The 17154-nt window shown below is 58.6% G+C and carries 13 protein-coding genes; all 13 read left to right on the forward strand.

Annotated features, from left to right (window positions below; genetic code table 11):
- Positions 1-130 precede the first annotated feature (130 nt).
- The 13 genes from ACFO1S_RS03660 (at position 131) to ACFO1S_RS03720 (ending at position 17054) form a co-directional block, all read left to right on the forward strand.
- Positions 131-1237, forward strand: coding sequence for an ABC transporter substrate-binding protein (locus ACFO1S_RS03660; RefSeq protein WP_204600582.1), 1107 nt, complete (start codon positions 131-133; stop codon positions 1235-1237).
- A gap of 64 nt (positions 1238-1301) precedes the next feature.
- On the forward strand, positions 1302-2861 hold the full coding sequence (locus tag ACFO1S_RS03665) for a sugar ABC transporter ATP-binding protein (RefSeq protein ID WP_204600580.1): 1560 nt from the start codon (positions 1302-1304) through the stop codon (positions 2859-2861).
- Between the two features lie 149 nt (positions 2862-3010).
- The gene (locus ACFO1S_RS03670) at positions 3011-3973 is read left to right on the forward strand and encodes an ABC transporter permease (protein WP_204600579.1); all 963 of its coding nucleotides are present in this window, start codon (positions 3011-3013) and stop codon (positions 3971-3973) included.
- 20 nt (positions 3974-3993) lie between these two features.
- Positions 3994-4986, forward strand: a complete 993-nt coding sequence (locus tag ACFO1S_RS03675; RefSeq protein WP_204600577.1) for an ABC transporter permease — start codon at positions 3994-3996, stop codon at positions 4984-4986.
- Positions 4987-5069: 83 nt separating this feature from the next.
- A complete protein-coding gene (locus ACFO1S_RS03680) occupies positions 5070-6047 on the forward strand; it encodes an aldose 1-epimerase (protein WP_204600575.1) in 978 nt (325 codons plus the stop codon).
- Between the two features lie 274 nt (positions 6048-6321).
- Positions 6322-9852, forward strand: coding sequence for an S-layer homology domain-containing protein (locus ACFO1S_RS03685; RefSeq protein WP_204600573.1), 3531 nt, complete (start codon positions 6322-6324; stop codon positions 9850-9852).
- Positions 9853-10194: 342 nt separating this feature from the next.
- Complete coding sequence (locus tag ACFO1S_RS03690; protein WP_378126265.1) at positions 10195-11319, forward strand: Gfo/Idh/MocA family protein; 1125 nt, start codon at positions 10195-10197, stop codon at positions 11317-11319.
- A 15-nt stretch (positions 11320-11334) separates the two neighbouring features.
- Positions 11335-12237, forward strand: coding sequence for a sugar phosphate isomerase/epimerase family protein (locus ACFO1S_RS03695; protein WP_204600571.1), 903 nt, complete (start codon positions 11335-11337; stop codon positions 12235-12237).
- 141 nt (positions 12238-12378) lie between these two features.
- Positions 12379-13473: a fatty acid desaturase family protein gene (locus ACFO1S_RS03700; protein ID WP_204600570.1), complete on the forward strand. Its 1095-nt coding sequence runs from the start codon at positions 12379-12381 to the stop codon at positions 13471-13473.
- Between the two features lie 24 nt (positions 13474-13497).
- Positions 13498-13815, forward strand: coding sequence for a MocE family 2Fe-2S type ferredoxin (locus ACFO1S_RS03705; protein ID WP_204600568.1), 318 nt, complete (start codon positions 13498-13500; stop codon positions 13813-13815).
- 21 nt (positions 13816-13836) lie between these two features.
- Positions 13837-15075 carry an NAD(P)/FAD-dependent oxidoreductase gene (locus ACFO1S_RS03710; protein WP_204600561.1) on the forward strand — a complete coding sequence of 413 codons (1239 nt, stop codon included), beginning with the start codon at positions 13837-13839 and terminating at the stop codon, positions 15073-15075.
- A gap of 46 nt (positions 15076-15121) precedes the next feature.
- Positions 15122-16108: an aldo/keto reductase gene (locus ACFO1S_RS03715; protein ID WP_204600559.1), complete on the forward strand. Its 987-nt coding sequence runs from the start codon at positions 15122-15124 to the stop codon at positions 16106-16108.
- Positions 16086-17054 carry a creatininase family protein gene (locus ACFO1S_RS03720; RefSeq protein ID WP_204600556.1) on the forward strand — a complete coding sequence of 323 codons (969 nt, stop codon included), beginning with the start codon at positions 16086-16088 and terminating at the stop codon, positions 17052-17054. Before ACFO1S_RS03715 ends, ACFO1S_RS03720 begins: the two co-directional genes overlap by 23 nt.
- Positions 17055-17154: the final 100 nt, after the last annotated feature.

A 17154-nucleotide genomic window follows, 5' to 3' on the forward strand; every position in this document is an offset into this window, starting at 1 on the left:
TCTGCGACGTTCGGCATCCGTGATAATCTAGGTCTCAGGCAGAAGCCCGTACCCGCAACTAATCGCAGAGAGACCGGGACGCCGCGGAGAGCAGATCATGGATGTTCCATATCAGAGGGAGGCTTTTCAAATGAGAAAAGGTTTGTCCATCGTACTCGGCATCGTGCTGGCGTCCGTGCTCGTGCTGTCGGCGTGCAGCAAGAAGGAAAGCGGGTCGGAAGGCTCCGCGCCGGCATCGGGCAGCAGCGCAAGCGCTTCTCAAGGGGGCTCCGACAAAGAAATTAAGCCCATCGTCGTCGGGATGAGCAACGGGTACATCGGCAACGGGTGGAGAACGCAGATGACGGAAGCGATCGAGCAGCTTGCGGAGGAGTACAAGAAGAAGGGCTGGGTCGAGAAAATCATCGTGCAGCACGCAGGCGTCGACGTGAACAACCAGATCGCGCAAATCCGCAATATGATTAACGCCAAAGTCGATCTGCTGCTGATCGACCCCAATTCTGAAACCGCTCTCAATCCGGTAATCGAGGAGGCGGTCAAGAAGGGCATCACCGTCATCACGTTCGATCAGCCGGTGACGACTCCCAAGGCGATTAACGTTGTCATCGACCAGCAGCAATTCGGCAAGAACCTCGCAGAGTGGTTCGTGCATGAGCTTGGCGGCAAGGGCGACATCGTCATCGTCAGCGGACTGGCCGGCCACCCGGCTAACGTCAACCGCTTGATCGGGATGAAGGAAGTGCTCGGAAGATATCCGGATATTAAAGTGCTGACGGAAGTCAACGGCAACTGGGACGAAGCGAACGCGCAGCAGGTCACCTCCAATCTGATCGCCTCTTATCCGAAGATCGACGGCGTTCTGACGCAGGACGGCATGGCGCTGGGGGTCGTGAACGCTTTCCAGGCCGCGAACAAGGAGCTGCCGGTCATCACGGGAGAGAATAACGTCGCTTTCCTGAAGAAGTGGAAAGAGCTGAAGGATGCCCAGGGCTTCAACACCTACGGGCAGAACAATCCTCCGGGCATCGGCGCGACTGCGCTGGGCATCGGCGTCCGGCTGCTGCAAGGCAAGAAGAGCAAGCTTCCGATGAAGGACAATACGTACTATTATCCGATTGGCACGCACATCAAGAACGATAATCTGGAAGCCGAGCTGGCCAAGGTGTCCGATAAGCCGGATACGTATACGCTGGACGAAATGCTGAGCGAGGAACAACTGAATTCTTACTTCGAATAGCACGGCAATGCAAGGAGGGGGTACCGAGGTATCCCCTCCTTCTCAAAGCAGGAGGGGAAGAGGCATGCAATTGCTCGAAGCCAAATCGCTGCGCAAATCGTACGGGGGAGTCGCGGCGCTTCGCGACGGCAACCTGATCTGCAAGCAAGGCAAGGTGTGCGGCTTGCTCGGCGCGAACGGATCCGGCAAATCTACGTTCTCCAAAATGATATCGGGTGTCGTCAAGCCGGACGGAGGGGAAATCTGGTTCAACGGGACGAAGCTGGACGTGGCGAATCCGCAGGAAGCGAGGAAGCAGGGGATTATTATGGTCCACCAGCATCTGAGCCTGATCCCGGAGCTGACCATCTGGGAGAATATGACGCTCGGCATCGAGCCTCAGGGGCGCTTGGGCTTCGTGAACGACAAGGCGTCCAAGGAGACCGCGCAGGCGTTCCTGGCCAAATTCGCCCCGGAGCTGGCAATCGATCTTAAGGTGCGGGAGCTGTCCCTGGCGCAAAAGCAATTCGTGGAGATCGCCAAAGCGATTGCGCAGCAGCCCAAGCTGCTCATTCTCGACGAGCCGACGGCTCCGCTGGAGCAGTCGGAGGTAGAGAAGCTGTTCGCGGTCATGCGGGAGCTGAAGGCGCGGCAAACCTCCATCATCTTCATCTCGCATCGTCTCTGGGAAATCAAAAGCATCTGCGATTATGTGGTCGTCTTCCGCAACGGGGAAACCGTCGGGGCCATCGACTTCGACACCGAAGCGAAGGATGAGAGCCTGATCGTCTCGATGATATCCGGCAAGGAGCATCGCCATGCGCTTGGCGAACGCACGGGCGGCCGGCTGGACCCGGGTGCGGATACGCTGCTGGAGGTGCGGGACTTCAAGCTGCGCAAAGCCCGGGAGGGCCTGAGCTTCAAGGTCAAGAAGGGGGAGGTCGTCGGCTTCGGAGGTCTGCAGGGACAGGGGCAGGAGCAGCTTCTGCTGGCTTTGTCCGGCCTGGAGCAGCCGGCCGGCGGACAGGTCTCGCTCGGCGGGCGAAGGCTGAAGCTGCGGCATCCGAAGCAGGCCGTCAGGGAGGGGATCGTACTCGTCCCGGGCGACCGGCATAAGGAAGGCCTGTTTCTGCAGCATGACGTGCTGATGAATCTGATCTATCCGCAATTCGCGACGAGGAAGACGGGGTTTCTGCTGAACTGGAAGAAGCTTAAGCGGGAAGCGGAAGAGGTCATTCGCCAGGTCAATATCGTGCCTAACGATCCGGGCAAAGTCGTGCAATATTTGAGCGGCGGCAATCAGCAGAAGGTGGTCGTCGGGAAGTGGCTTCCGCTGGCGCCCAAGGTTCTGCTGCTCAGCGACCCCGCCAAGGGCGTGGACGTCGGAGCCAAGCGGGAGCTGTACGACACGGTGAGAAGGCTGGCCGAGCAAGGCACCTCCGTGCTGCTGTACGCCAGCGATCACGAGGAGCTGATGGACATCTGCGATCGCGTATTCATACTGTTCGAGGATCAGATCGTCGATGAGATCTTCCCCGCCGAATACGGGGAGCAGCGCTTCGTCTCCGCATCGCTGCGCTCGGCGAAGGCAGCAGGCCCCGCTGCGGCAGCGGGACGGCCAAGCGCGGCTGCTGCGGGGAGATAGACGCGCCGTATCCAAATCAGCCAAGGCCGCCTTGACGGGCGGCCGTGCGAGAGCGGCAGTCTGCTTCGGCGCAAGGAAGACATATGCATTGCTCTTCAATCGTGTGGGCATTGAGAACCTACTAGCAAGATAGTCTGGGGTGAATCGATATGAACGGACATAACCGCTGGCATAAGCTTCAGCACCACAGCCTGTTTCCCATTGCGATCCTGTTTCTGATTGTCGTAGGAGTTAATGCGGTGCTGCAGCCGGGCTTTTTTACGTACGACGTCATCCATTCCAATCTGGCCAGCTTCACGCCCCTGGTCCTCGCCAGCATGGCGCAGGCCGTCGTCATTCTCGTCGGCGGCATCGATTTGTCGCTCGGAATGGCGATCACGCTGTCAACGGTCATCATGGCCGCGACGATGGACGACTCGCCCTCGGGCATCCTGATCGGCATCGGGCTTGCGCTGATAGCTACCTTTGCCGTTGGGGCGCTGAACGGCTTAACGGTCGGCTTCCTGAAGCTGCCCGCCATCATCTCGACCTTCGCCGTGTCCTCGATCTGCTACGGAGCGGCGCTGCTGATCATGCCGCAGCCGGGGGGCTACATTCCCTACGTATTCTATGAGACGTATCAGGCGACGATCGCATCGTTCCTGCCGGTGTCGCTTCTGTTCATCCTTGCCGGACTTGCAATCTGGGCATTCATACGCCGACGGAAAATCTACCGGCACCTGTATGCGGTCGGCGGCAGCGAGCAGGCGGCTTACGCGAACGGAATCCCCACGAGGAAGGTCAAGCTGTACGCTTTCCTGATCAGCAGCATCTTCATCGTGCTGGCGGCGCTGGTCATCGTCTCGCAGACGGCTACCGGCGATGCGAATATCGGCAGAGCCTATACGCTGAATTCAATTGCCGCCGTTGTCATCGGGGGCATCAGCCTGCAAGGGGGCAAGGGCAATCTCATCGGCGCGGTGCTGGGGGCTTTGATTCTCGGCCTGATCTCCAACATTATCTTTTTCGCGAATCTGTCCTCCTTCTATCAGGATTTGATTAAAGGCTTGATCATCATCTTCGCGCTGACTCTGTCCATTCTTCCTTCTCTTCGGAAGAAAGCGTTGGCCTGAAAAGGGAGGTTATATCTCGCATGAGCCCATTGCAAACAAGCGAAGCGGGCGCGCCGGGTCTGGCGCTGCGGAAAATCCGGAGTCTCGGCAATCACAAGGCGCTGGTCGCCTACGCGCTTGCCGTACTGATCTTCGTCGCGGGGCAGCTCGTCTCTCCCGGGTTCGGCGCTTTCTCCAATATTATGAACGTTCTGAACATTTCCGCCCTGCTCGGCTTTATCGCGCTGGCTCAGATGCTCGTCGTTCTCTCCGGCGGGGAGGGCATCGATCTGTCCGTAGGAGCTATGGCTTCTCTGGGGGCCGTTATGTCCTCGCAGCTGATCGGGGGCCTGGACGGAAATTTGCCTCTCGCCGTAATCGTCGTCCTGGCCGTTGGCTTTCTTATCGGCTGCACGAGCGGGGTGGGCATTGCATACTTCAAGGTGCCGCCGCTGGTCATGACGCTCGCGATGGCCAGCGTCATTCAAGGGGCAGCGCTCGTCTATACGAACGGGCAGCCGAAGGGAATGGCCTCGCCCTTGCTGAAGGAGCTGGGAACGGGAAGAACGGCGGGCATTCCGAACCTGGTTCTGCTATGGCTTGCGCTTGCCTTGCTCGTCTGGCTCTTCATGACCCGGACGAAATGGGGCAATCTGCTCTACGGCCTGGGCATGAACCGACTAACCACGGAGCTGTCGGGCATTCGGACGCGCGTCGTCCGCACGGTCGTATACGGAGCAAGCGGGGCGATCTCCGCAATCGGCGGGATGCTGCTGCTGAGCTACACGGGCACGGCCTTCCTCGACATCGGCGCCGCCTATATGCTTCCTACGGTGATCGCCGTCGTCATCGGGGGCATCTCTTTGGCCGGAGGCCTGGGGAGCTACAACGGCACCGTGGCGGGCGCGATTCTGCTCACTACGCTCAGCAGCATCCTCATTACGCTGAACATCAGCGAGGGCGGCAGGCAGATCGTATACGGCGGCATTTTACTGCTGCTGCTGATCGTATACGGCCGACAGAAAACGGCGTAGCTCAATTGGGCGCGCGATACACGGGCTAATCCGCAAGCGCCCCATTGCTTGAAGCTTAGCCCGAGAAGAAAGGAGCAAGCGACATGAAGCGTTATGGAGCAAGGGTCAAAGAAAGAGACGGGTTTGACGTGATCGAGCTGACGGATCGTCTGACGGATAGCCTTGCGGAGATCGCCCCGGAGTTCGGCTGCAATCTGTACCGTTTCGAGTGCCGCAGCAAGCAGGTGCTTGTGCCTCCGCCGCTCCTGAGCGCATTTCGGGACGAGGAGTTCGACAAGTTCCGTTACGGCACGCCGATCCTGTTCCCTCCGAACCGGGTGAAGGATGGGCGGATCGCTTATCGGGGCAAGGAATATCGGCTGCCGCTGAACGAGCCGACGAACCATCTTCACGGCGAGCTCAGCTCGCGCCCGTGGGAGGTGATCGACCTCGGCGAATCCGAAAAGGAAGGCGCGTACGTGACCGCTCGGTTCCAATATTCGTCGCATCCGGACATCCTGGCGTATTTTCCTCATCCGTTGACTTTTACGGTAACGATAAGGCTATACGAAGGACGGCTGGCTATGGGCGGTACGATCAAGAATGAGGGAGGGGAGGAGGCGCCGTTCGCATTCGGACTGCATCCTTACTTCTCGCTGCCGTTCGGAAACGGGGAAGAAATCGTGCTGCGGGTTCCTGCCGCGGAGGAATGGCCGGTGACCGATCAAGCCTTCGTGACTGGGGAACCGTCGAAGACGGCGTTCAGCGGCCGGTTGCGGTCGGGTGTTCCGATCTCCGACTATCCCCGGCTCGGATGCTCTCTGCTGTCGCTGGACGACAGCGGGGACCGCACTTGCCGGATAGAGCTGAAGGAGAGCGGCTATACGATCGCTTACCGGCTTGGACCTGAGTTTCCGTACGTGCTTCTCTTTCGTCCCGATTGGGCGTCGGCCTATTCGCTTGAGCCGTACACCTATGTGACGGACGCGTTTAATCTGCCCTACGCCTACGAACGGACGGGGGCAAGAGGAATTGCTCCGGGCGAGGAGATCGAATTCAGCACGTGCATGTGGGTGGAATAAGGTGAACTGCAGGGACGATCTCACCGTGCTCTTAACGAACGCGGCGGGGTCGTTTTGCTTTGTGCGAAGATACGCCCAAACGCCTCATTCTCGATAGCCTCCCGGGCAGAGTCGCAACTCGACAAATTTCAACGATATTCGCCAAATATTGCTTGTCTCCGGTTCTGGAGGTCCGTTACAATCGGGATATCGATAAGCGATTGTCTGTGTCGCGCGATAAGATCGCATAGCGATCGAACGATGGGAACTTGAGACCTACAGAGGAGCAGATTCTATGATCAGAAAAGGCATTGTTTTCTTATTAGTTACGGTACTACTGGCGGTCTATTATCCGAATCAGGCTTATGCCGCGGACGCTACGCTGGCGGGGGGCGTAGAGTCGGTCACGGCTACGAACATTCCTTCCGATGCGACCGATGTTGTTCTTTATCGCGGGAACGGAGCGGAGCAAGACAGATTGCAAGTGAACGTATCCAATTCGATCGCCAGTTCTTATACATTCACGAACGTGCCTCCTGGCGAAAATTATTATGTTAAATCTTATCGATACAGCTTGCCCGTCAAGAGCACGCTGGAGTATGCGTATACCGGAAGCAATATGATCAGCGTGGACCCTCGAGCCGTAACAGCGAACGGGGGCTTCGGCCGGGTGCCGGTGTCCGATGCGACGGAGGGCGCTTTGCTGACCTTGTATCAATCCGGCGGGGGCGTGATTGCTTCCCATACGTTACTTTCCGGCGAAACGGCCTATACGTTTGAAGCCGTTCCGTACGGCGAGAATTATTACGTCATTCAGACGGTTAACGGACGGAGCTCCTTGAATTCCGTATTCGTTACCTCCTCCATGCCGGCGCCTTCCGTCAGCGGCGGTGTCGGGCAGGTCGCCGTAACGAACGCGCAGGACGCCGCATTGCTTACGCTATTCAGAGCGGACGGCACGACAGCGGGGACGGAGCAGCTCGCTGCCGGACAAACCTCGCATACGTTCACGGGGATTGCGCCGGGCTTGAACTATTACGTTCTGCAGCAGGTCGGCGCCGTCGGCAGCGCGTCCTCGGCGACCGTAACGGTTGCGCCCCCGGCGATTATGGCGTCGGGAGGCGTCGGCGTCTTTCACATGTCGGGAGCCGAGACCGGGGCGACGATTCGGCTTTACCGGTCGAACGGCGCGGAGGAGGCAAGCTATACCTTAACCGGCACGGAAACGTCCCATAGCTTCCTCGCCGTTCCTCCAGGCACGAGCTATTATGCTACGCAAACAGTTAACAATTCGGAGGGCGATGGCTCCAATACGGTGACCGTCTCTCCGGAAGCGGTGTCGGCGGTCGGCGGAACGAGAGAGGTTCAAGCCTCTGCCGCAACCGGCGGTTCGGTTCTCAAGCTGTATGCGGAGGGAGGCGGGACGGCGGTAGCTACGCACGTACTGGGGGCTCTGGAAACAGAGTATACGTTTAGTGCCGTAGCGCCTGGGCTGAACTATTTCGTGACCCAATCCGTTGCGGGAGTGGAGAGTCAGGGCTCCAATACGGTGACCGTCACTCCCTCCCCGGTTCTGCTCGACGGAGGAACGAGAGCGGTTCATGTTACGGGGGCCGAGACCGGGGCGACTCTGAACCTGTATCGGTCGAATGGGGAGCTTCTGCAAACGCATGGATTGACGGGAAGCGAAACGGCCTATGTGTTTACGGACGTTCCGGCAGGAAGCGGCTATTATGTCCGTCAGGTCGCCAACGGCGCGGAAAGCGCAGCTTCCAACACCGTGACCGTTGCTCCGTCGGGGCTTCAGGTGTTTGGCGGCGAGCAATCGGTTGCGGTAAACGGAGCGGATAACGGCGCCGAGTTAAAGCTCTATCAAGGGAATGGAAGCGCAGTGCTGGCTCAGCATACGTTAGGGGCGCTGGAGACGGGGCATACGTTTACCGTCGTAACGCCGGGCTTGAATTATTACGTGACCCAAACGACCGGCGGCGCGGAAAGCCAAGGCTCCAATCTGGTTAGCGTATCGCCGAATGCTCCCGCGCTTGAACGGGGCGTGCTCTCCGTTTCGGTTACGCAGGCGGTGTACGAGGCGGATGTCATCCTATATCGAGCGGACGGAACGGAACTCGCGAACACCACTTGGTCGCTGGGGCAAAGCGACTATACCTTCGCCAACGTTGCGCCGGGTCATAACTATTATGTCGAGCAGAGGCTGAACGGCGTAACCTCGCGTGCTTCCGGCCTGGCGGCTTCGCTGCCTCCGGCGGTTCAAGCGGTTGCGGGGAAAAGATCCGTTTCCGTGTCCGGTTTCATGCCCGGCGCGCTGCTTACCCTATACGACTCCCGCAATGTCTCCGTTGCAAGCGCGACTCCTGACGGGGCAACGCATGTCTTTACCGGGCTAACGGGAGGAGCATCTTATATCGTAACCCAGACGGTTAACGATGCGGAAAGTCTTCCGTCGGTTGCGGTCACCGCAGAGTCGGATGCCTCCAGCGGCAGCAACGGAGACTCCGCAGGAACCGCAGAGAAGCCTCCGGTTCAGGTCGGAAGCATCGATGTATGGTTCGACGCTGACCGGCAGAACCGATTGGCTCTCGGAGAACGTATTCAGCTCTCTGGCAGAGAAACGCTTCGGGTCATGTTGGAGGAATCCGCCATTGCTCGCAAGCTGACAGAGAAGACGGAATGGAGAACGGTGACGGTAGACGTTTCCTCGGAGAACGGTCCGGTCACGGTGGAGTGGAACGGCTTGTTGGCCCAAACCCTGGTCGAGCATAACCAGTCGTTGGAGATTCGGACAGGGAGCGGAACCTATCGCCTTCCGTCGTCCGAATTCCGTATATCGGAACGGATTAAGACGGGGCAGTTCTCCGAGGATATGCCCTATGAGCAAATGATCTTCAAGGTCACGCTGGCTCCGGCCAGCCAGCGGCAGAGCGATAGCTTCGCTAGGGCAGCTTCATATGCCGGGGCAAGCGTGCTCGCAACGCCAATGGAATTCCGGCTTGAGCTGCAGGCGGGGGATAAGAATGTGGCGATAGAGATGTTCGGAGGCAGGGTGGAACGCGAGATCCGCATGCCGAGTACGGCTGATGCGGGAGAGATGACCACGGGTGTCGTATACGATGAGCGTCAATCGGTCTTGCGGCATGTTCCGACCTATTTCTATACCCGAGATGGAGTGACCTATGCTCGAATCAGCAGCTTGACCAATAGCTTGTATGGCGTGATCCGACATTCGGTTAAGCTAGATGAGCCATTGCCGGCATGGGCGAGCGAAGGCGTTGGCCAGATGCTCGATCGGCTGATCATGGAACCGGAACGCACGGATGATGGACGAACGACTTTCGCCTGGCAGAGCCGCACGAGCCGGGCGGAGTACGCGGCATCCCTGGTTCGCATGCTTGGTTTATACAGGCTGTCTGCCGACGCGGCTTTCTCGGATGTCTCCGGCTTGTCCCGTTATCAAGCGGATATCGGGCTGGCCAAAGCTTACGGGATCGTCGACGGATATTCTGACGGAACTTTCCGTCCGGAGCAGCCGATTAGTCGCGGAGAAGCGCTGACGATGCTGGTCCGCGCGCTCACGGCTTCGGGCGTTAAGAGCCGCTTGAAAAGCGGTCAGGATACGTTAAAGCTGGAGAGCTTCGACGACTACCGCGATGCGCCGGCCTGGGCGAGGGAGGCTGTCTCCTTCGCAGTGTCGAAGGGTCTGATTCAAGGCGAGCGCAATCGACTCCAGTTGGATCGCAACATCACTCGCGCCGAGACCGCCGTTCTTCTGGAGCGTGTTCTGGAACGCTCCGAATTGATCAATCCCTGATAGAGAATCCTGAATAGAACGGACAATCCCCTTCTGGCCTTCATTGGCTGGCGGGGGATTTTTTTTGAACGATCATCTAGCAAAGATACAGACCTCCTTATCCTCATCTGATCGCGCGATACAAAACATGTGCCGTCGAGCCCAAGGCCGGCAAGTTGTTTTTACTTGAACAATCAGATATAGAAGATACAGACCCAGAAATAGACGGCAAGGCAATAAAGTAAGCGCTTCAACAGGTATAAAAAACACCCCCAACAAGTTGATTTTATGGGTCGGATTCGGAAGCCGGGAATTTTATGATGGAAGCATCACAACGGCTTGGCTGTGAAGGAGGAAGCGCGCTTGAGCGAGTTGGAACTGGATTTGAACTTGAATATCGAACCGGTTATGCCCGCACGCAAGGATTATCGCATCGGCTGTATCGGCTCGGGCTTCATCATGAGGGATTGCCATCTGGTTGCTTACCGGGACGCGGGATTCAATCCTGTGGCGATCGCCTCGCGAACGTACGCTAATGCGAAAGCGGTTGCAGAGCTGCGAGGCATCCCGAAGGTTCACGAAACCTGGGAGCAGCTGATCCGCGACCCGGACATCGAGATTCTGGACATCGCCGTTCCCCCGGACAAACAATTGGAGATCGTCCGTCAGGCGGTTCGGCAAAAGCACATCAAAGGCATTCTCTGTCAAAAGCCGCTTGCGATGAATTCGCGGGAGGCGAGAGAGATCGTCGAGCTGTGCGAGCATGCCGGCGTGAAGATCGGAGTCAACTCCAACATGCGTTACGATCAGTCGATTCGGGCGCTCAAGACGGTTCTCGACCGGGGCTATCTCGGGGAGCCTGTGCTGGCGACGATCGAAATGCGGGCAATTCCGCACTGGCAGGATTTCCTTCACCAGTACGAAAGCGTTGAAATTCTGAATATGGGCATCCATCACATTGACGCCTTCCGCTATCTGTTCGGCGATCCGCAGAAGGTGACGGCAGTGGCGCGAAGAGACCCGAGGACGACCTTCAAGCACATCGACGGCATTTCCCAGTACACGTTCCAATACGAGAACGAGCTGATGGCGACTAGTCTGGACGATGTGTGGGCTTGGCCGGGCGAAGGAGCCGAACGGGACATCTATATCAAATGGAGGGTCGTGGGCCTGGATGGCCTGGCTCAGGGGACGATCGGCTGGCCCTCTTACCCGGAGCGCGCGCCCAGCACGATTGCGTTCACGACGAAGCGGGCACCGAACCGGTGGTTTCGCCCGACCTGGGACCGCGTATGGTTCCCGGACGCCTTTCAAGGGACGATGGCTCAGCTGCTTCGAGCCGTCGAGACGAATTCCGAGCCGGAGATCGGCGGCCGCGACAATCTCAAAACGATGGCCGCAGTCGACGCTTGCTACCGCTCCATTGCCGAAGGCCGCACCGTTTCCTTTTCCGAGGTCGCGGCTGCCCAATCTACCACAAACCATTAAGGGAGGAACACCCGCATGATCTCAGTAGGCATTTTCAACGGATACTATCCTTACACGCTCGCGGAATCGATCAGCCGCATCAAGAAGGACGGCTTTAATTGTGTGCAATTAGACCTGTCGTTCAAGGACATGGACGTGAGTCCCGACAATCTGACCCGCGAGAAGGCGCACGTCATTCGCGACGCGTTCCGGGACGCCAATCTGCCGATCGTCTGCATCTCGGGGTATACGAATATTATTCATCCGAACCCGGAGATTAGAGAGAAGAACCTGCACGGCTTGAAAAACCTGCTGAGATTCGCGCGGGATCTGGGCACGCCTTACGTCATCAGCGAGACGGGCACCTACAACGTGGAGAGCGATTGGGTGTGGGACCCGAAGAACGGCACGGAGGAAGCCTATGAGGCGATCTGCAGGCAGCTGGAGGACCTCGCCAAGTTCGCGTACGATCATGGCTCGATGTTCCTGGTGGAGAATTACGTGAACAACGTCATCGGCTCGGTCGACCATCTGACACGCCTGTTTTCCGATGTCAACCATCCGGGCCTGGGCTTGCTGATGGACCCGACCAACTACTTCACGGATCATAACATTAACCACATCGACGAAGAGCTGAACCGGATCTTCAATACGCTCGGAGACAAGATCAAGATCGCTCATGCGAAGGATTGCAAGCCGGCGGAGGATACCTCGGAGAAGCATGCCGACATCGATGCGACAGAATCGCATACGTTCCGCGGCGCAGGCGCGGTGGAGCTTCCGGCTCCGGGGCTCGGCAACCTGAATTACGACCTGTACCTGCAGCGATTGGGCAAGCTGCATCCGAATATTCCGATCATCATCGAGCATCTGGACGAGGCGGACATCCCCCGCGCGAAAAAATTTCTGGACGGCAAGCTGAAGCAGGCGGGCGTATAAACGCAAGCGCTTAGCGGCGCAGTTGCACAGGGCGCCAATAGCCGGAATCCGGCAGACAAGTACGAGCAGGCGAAACCCGCATCCGGGACGCGGTCGCGCTTGTCTGTCCGAATTATATTGAGGTACGGAGGGGTTGGGAGCATGGCGATCGTGGTGCAAAAACGGGATTACAGCATTACGGGTCCGGAAAGCCGGAGAGCGCAAGAGAAAGGGCTGGCGACGGCGGAGTGGTACACCTGCCCGATTCCGCGCGCGAGGATGAAGGAATTGATGAAGCGAAGGAACGGGCCGGCGATTCGGGATACGGCAATCTGGTTCGGGGGACTGGTCGTTCTCGGTTATCTGGCGTATCTCTCGTGGGGCACCTGGTGGGCGATTCCCGCCTTTCTCGCCTACGGAATACTGTATGCGACCCCTGGAGACTCGCGCTGGCATGAATGCGGACACGGAACCGCCTTCAAGACGCCGTGGATGAACGAGGTTCTGTACCAGGTCGCTTCGTTCATGGTGCTTCGCTCCGCGACGCCGTGGCGATGGAGTCACGCCCGCCACCACACGGACACGATTATCGTCGGGCGCGATCCCGAGATCATTACGGAGCGTCCGCCCGTCTGGAAAATCCTGCTCATGCAAATCTTTCATCTATACGGCGGTCCGGTAGAGATCAAGAGGTTTTTCATGCATGCGTTCGGCAAGATGGAAGCGCAGGAGAAGGAATATATTCCGGAGTCTCAATATCGGAAGACGTTCTGGGAAGCGCGCGTCTATCTGCTTATTCTCCTCGGCATCGTCGGCGCTTGCGTCTACGCAGGGAGCATATTGCCGGCGATGTTCGTATTTCTGCCTTCGTTTTACGGCGCGTTCGTCGTGATTATTTTCGGCATTACGCAGCATCTTGGTCTCTACGAGGATGTGCTGGATCATCGGCTTAACTCGCGCACGATCTACATGAATCGGCTCTGCCGGTTTCTCTATTGGAATATGAACTACCACGTCGAGCATCACATGTTCCCGATGGTACCCTACCATGCGCTGGCCAAGCTGCACGCAGAGATGAAGGACGACTGCCCGGCGGCGCGTCCCGGCCTGTGGGCGGCGCTTAAAGAAGTCATCAAGGCGCTGCGGAAGCAGAAGGACGATCCGGCCTACGTGGTCGTCAAGCCGCTCCCGAGCACAGCGCGTCCTTATATGTACGGAATCGAGCACAATCTTAATCTGAATACGGAAGCCAACTAGAGTCGGACAAGGAGGGAAGGAAGCATGAGCAGCGGAGAGTGGATTGAGGCATGCGATGTGGACGATATCGAGGCGGAAGACGTGATTCGCTTCGACCACGGGGACAGGACATTCGCGATCTATCGTACGGAGAAGGGAGATTTCTACGCATCCGACGGCTATTGCACGCATGAGAGATTTCATTTGTCCAACGGGCTTGTCATGGGCAGCGTGATCGAATGTCCCAAGCATAACGGACGCTTCGACATTCCTACCGGTCAGGCGAAGAGAGCGCCGGTGTGCGTGGACCTGAAGACGTATCCGGTCAAGCTGGACAACGATAAGGTATACATTCAGATCTGACGGCGAAGGAGCGGGCACGGCATGAGGGACAACGGCATGGTAATCGTCGGCGCGGGCGAGGCTGGCGCGCGGGCGGCGGTCGAACTGCGGACGCAAGGCTGGAAGGGCGCGATTACGATTATCGGAGACGAGAACCGATACCCGTATGAGCGGCCTCCGCTGTCTAAGCAGCAGTTAAACGGAGAGGAAGCGCCGCAGCCGGTGACGATTGTGGACGAGGCGCGGCTTCGGGAACTGGACATACAATTGTTAGCCGGGGACAAGGCGGTTCGAATAGATCGGGAAGGGCATGCGGTTGAATTGGCCAGCGGTGCCCGGGTGTCTTACGCGAAGCTGCTTCTGGCAACGGGGGCAGGCCCGCGCAGGCTGGCGGCGAACGGGGACGGGGCGCAGGAGATGCTTTATCTGCGCACGTTCGCGGATGCGCTTCGGCTGCGGACGCGTCTGAAGCCGGGCAACCGGATCGCCGTCATCGGCGGCGGCTTCATCGGGCTGGAGGTTGCGGCTAGCGCCGTAGCGCTCGGCTGCGAGGTAACGCTCGTCGAGATCGCCGCCCGAATTCTGATGCGCGGCGTTCCCGCGGAAATCGCGGTTATGGTCGAAGAGCGACATCGCGCCGCGGGAGTGCGCTTCAAGACGGGGGTCCTGATTGACCGCGTGGAGAAAGAAGGAGAGGAACTAGTCCTGAAGCTCGCCGACGGCACGGCGATTCGGTGCGACGCGATCGTCACGGGCATTGGGGCGATCCCCGCTGCGGCGTTGGCCGAGGAATGCGGGTTGGACATCGAGAACGGAGTGAAGGTCGACGCCACTCTGGCGACAAGCGATCCCGATATTTATGCGGCGGGAGATTGCTGCTCCTTCCCTCATCCTCTCTACGGAGGAAGAAGAATCCGGCTGGAGGCTTGGCGCAATGCACAGGATCAGGGCACCCATGCGGCAGGCAATATGCTTGGAGCAGGGCTGCCTTACGAGGCGCTGCCGTGGTTCTGGTCCGACCAGTACGATCAGACCTTGCAGGTTGCCGGACTGTCGGACGGAGCCGATACGACCGTAACGCGGGATTTGGGAGAAGCGGGCAAGCTGTTCTTCCATATCGCAGGCGACGGAAGCGTCGCGGCGGTCAGCGGGATGGGACCTGCGGGCGCCTTCGCGAAGGAATTCCGGCTGGCGGAGATGCTGATCGAGAGACGCGCGAGGCCGGAGCCTGCGGCGCTGTCCGATCCGGGACGGAAGCTGAAGGAGCTCTTGCGAGCCTGATTGCTCGCGTACAAACGGCGAGGCGAGATTCGAAGGGAGAGACAACGTGAAATATAATGCATTCGGCAAGCTGGGCACCGAGGTATCCCGATTGGGCTTCGGGGCGATGGGATTGGGCGGCGTCTTCGGAGCGCATGACGAGAAGGAGTTGATCCGCTCGGTGCTGCATAGTCTGGAGCAAGGCGTCAGCTTCATCGATACGGCGAGAAACTATGGGGAGTCGGAACGGATATTGGGCTTGGCTTTGCGGGAGTGGAAGGGCGAGAAGCCCTTTATCGCCTCGAAGATTCAATCGAAGGGACCCGGGAATTTAGGCTGGGGCAAGCCGATTCCGATCGAGACTGCGTTTCCGCAAGGCTGGCTGCGGGAGAGCACGGAAATCTCGCTGCGCGAGCTGGGCGTGGAAACGATCGACTTGATGCAGCTGCACCAATACTGGCCGCAATGGGATAGCGTCGATTATTGGATGGAGGAATTGCTGCAGCTCAAGCACGAGGGCAAAATCCGCGGCATCGGCGTGTCGCTGCCCGATCAACGTCATGATCTTGCGCTGTCGCTCGTTCAAAGCGGGAAGATCGATTCCGTGCAGACGGTATTTCATATTTTCGACCCGCTGCCTCTGGATTGTCTGATCCCGATCTGTCAGGAAAACAGCGTTGCGGTCATTGCCAGGTGCATTCTGGATGAAGGCGGGCTGACGGGATTTTTGCGGGAGGAGACGGAATTCGGGGAAGGGGATTTCCGCAAATCGTATTTTGAATACTTGCCTCGCAGCCTGTACATGGAACGCGTCAATCGGCTGAAGGAGGCTTACGTGCCGAAGTACGCGAACAGCCTGGCGGAGCTGGCCGTCAAGTTCGTGCTGCATCATCCGGGCGTAACCGCGGCAATCAGCTCGATGCACATTCCCCGGTATGCGGACGAGAATATCGCGGCCGTGGATCGCGAGCCGCTGCCGGAGGACGTATTCGAGGAAATCAGACAACATCACAGATGGGTGAGAAACTTCTATGAAACGAAGTACTGGCAATAAGACGTTATGGTCGGAGCTTCTGCCGTACGAGTTCAATAGACGGTTGGACGATTGTCCGATCGTCTATTTGCCGCTCGGTCTGTGCGAGCCGCACGGCCAAGTCAGCGCATTCGGTCTGGACACCCTTAAGGCCGAATGGCTGTGTCTCAGAACGGCGGAGCTCGTCGGCGGAGTCGTCGCGCCGTCCATGGGCTATCACATCCATGAAACGGGCTATCACGCGCGCTGGCTGGAGGACGAGGTCGGCGAGAATAATCCGCTTATGACGGGCATTCCTCCCGGGGCTTTTCTCTACTTGTTTCTGTACCAGCTCCGGGCTTTCGCGAATGCGGGCTTCCGTAAAATCATGGTGCTGTCCGGACATAGCGGCGGCAATCAGCGGGACCTGCGCATGGCAGCGCAAGCATTCATGGACCGTTATCCGGTAACGGTATGGGTGCGCAGCGATCCCGAGCTGGTAGAAGGAGAATACGAGGGAGACCACGCAGGCAAATATGAAATCTCTCAGCTGATGTATATACGTCCCGATTTAGTGGACATGGACATGGCCGATTGGGGAGACCGGCCGGATTCGGGGGGACGGCTCGCGCTGGGCGCCGACGCGACAGAGGCGAACGCCGAGCTGGGACGGCGAATTATGGAAGCGTGCCTGGCAAGGATGTCGGCCGAAGCGGCGCGGCTGAAGCGGGAGGCCGAGGAGGAGCGGCGAGAGACGGAAGAAGAGAGGGCTCGGGGAGACGGCGGTGTTGCCGAAGAGAACCGAAGGTCACAGACGCGCCCGAGAATTCCGTATTCGGAGATCGAAGCGATCTGGCAGCAGCTTTTGCAGCGCGTCGAGCAATGGGTCACCTTGAATCCCTGGTCCCTTCAGCCGTCGGTGTCCGAACGGTCGCAATGGAAGCCTTATGAGCGACCGTCATCCATACAAACGGCGAACGAGGGCTGAAGCGCAGCCCTGCCGACAGAAAGCTGTTCCCCTCGCAGTTGGGGAACAGCTTCTTGGTATTTAAGGAACCGCCCGAGGATGACGATATAGTGGAGGTGGG

The organism is Cohnella boryungensis (genome assembly GCF_042651945.1).
GTDB lineage: Bacteria > Bacillota > Bacilli > Paenibacillales > Paenibacillaceae > Cohnella > Cohnella boryungensis.

What these genes read in the sequence shown, in the direction of transcription:
- ACFO1S_RS03680 (WP_204600575.1), top strand. Translation starts at nt 5,070, where the DNA reads ATGAAGCGTTATGGAGCAAGGGTCAAAGAAAGAGACGGGTTTGACGTG.
- ACFO1S_RS03705 (WP_204600568.1), top strand. Translation starts at nt 13,498, where the DNA reads ATGAGCAGCGGAGAGTGGATTGAGGCATGCGATGTGGACGATATCGAG.
- ACFO1S_RS03695 (WP_204600571.1), top strand. Translation starts at nt 11,335, where the DNA reads ATGATCTCAGTAGGCATTTTCAACGGATACTATCCTTACACGCTCGCG.
- ACFO1S_RS03660 (WP_204600582.1), top strand. Translation starts at nt 131, where the DNA reads ATGAGAAAAGGTTTGTCCATCGTACTCGGCATCGTGCTGGCGTCCGTG.
- ACFO1S_RS03710 (WP_204600561.1), top strand. Translation starts at nt 13,837, where the DNA reads ATGAGGGACAACGGCATGGTAATCGTCGGCGCGGGCGAGGCTGGCGCG.
- ACFO1S_RS03700 (WP_204600570.1), top strand. Translation starts at nt 12,379, where the DNA reads ATGGCGATCGTGGTGCAAAAACGGGATTACAGCATTACGGGTCCGGAA.
- ACFO1S_RS03670 (WP_204600579.1), top strand. Translation starts at nt 3,011, where the DNA reads ATGAACGGACATAACCGCTGGCATAAGCTTCAGCACCACAGCCTGTTT.
- ACFO1S_RS03685 (WP_204600573.1), top strand. Translation starts at nt 6,322, where the DNA reads ATGATCAGAAAAGGCATTGTTTTCTTATTAGTTACGGTACTACTGGCG.
- ACFO1S_RS03720 (WP_204600556.1), top strand. Translation starts at nt 16,086, where the DNA reads ATGAAACGAAGTACTGGCAATAAGACGTTATGGTCGGAGCTTCTGCCG.
- ACFO1S_RS03675 (WP_204600577.1), top strand. Translation starts at nt 3,994, where the DNA reads ATGAGCCCATTGCAAACAAGCGAAGCGGGCGCGCCGGGTCTGGCGCTG.
- ACFO1S_RS03665 (WP_204600580.1), top strand. Translation starts at nt 1,302, where the DNA reads ATGCAATTGCTCGAAGCCAAATCGCTGCGCAAATCGTACGGGGGAGTC.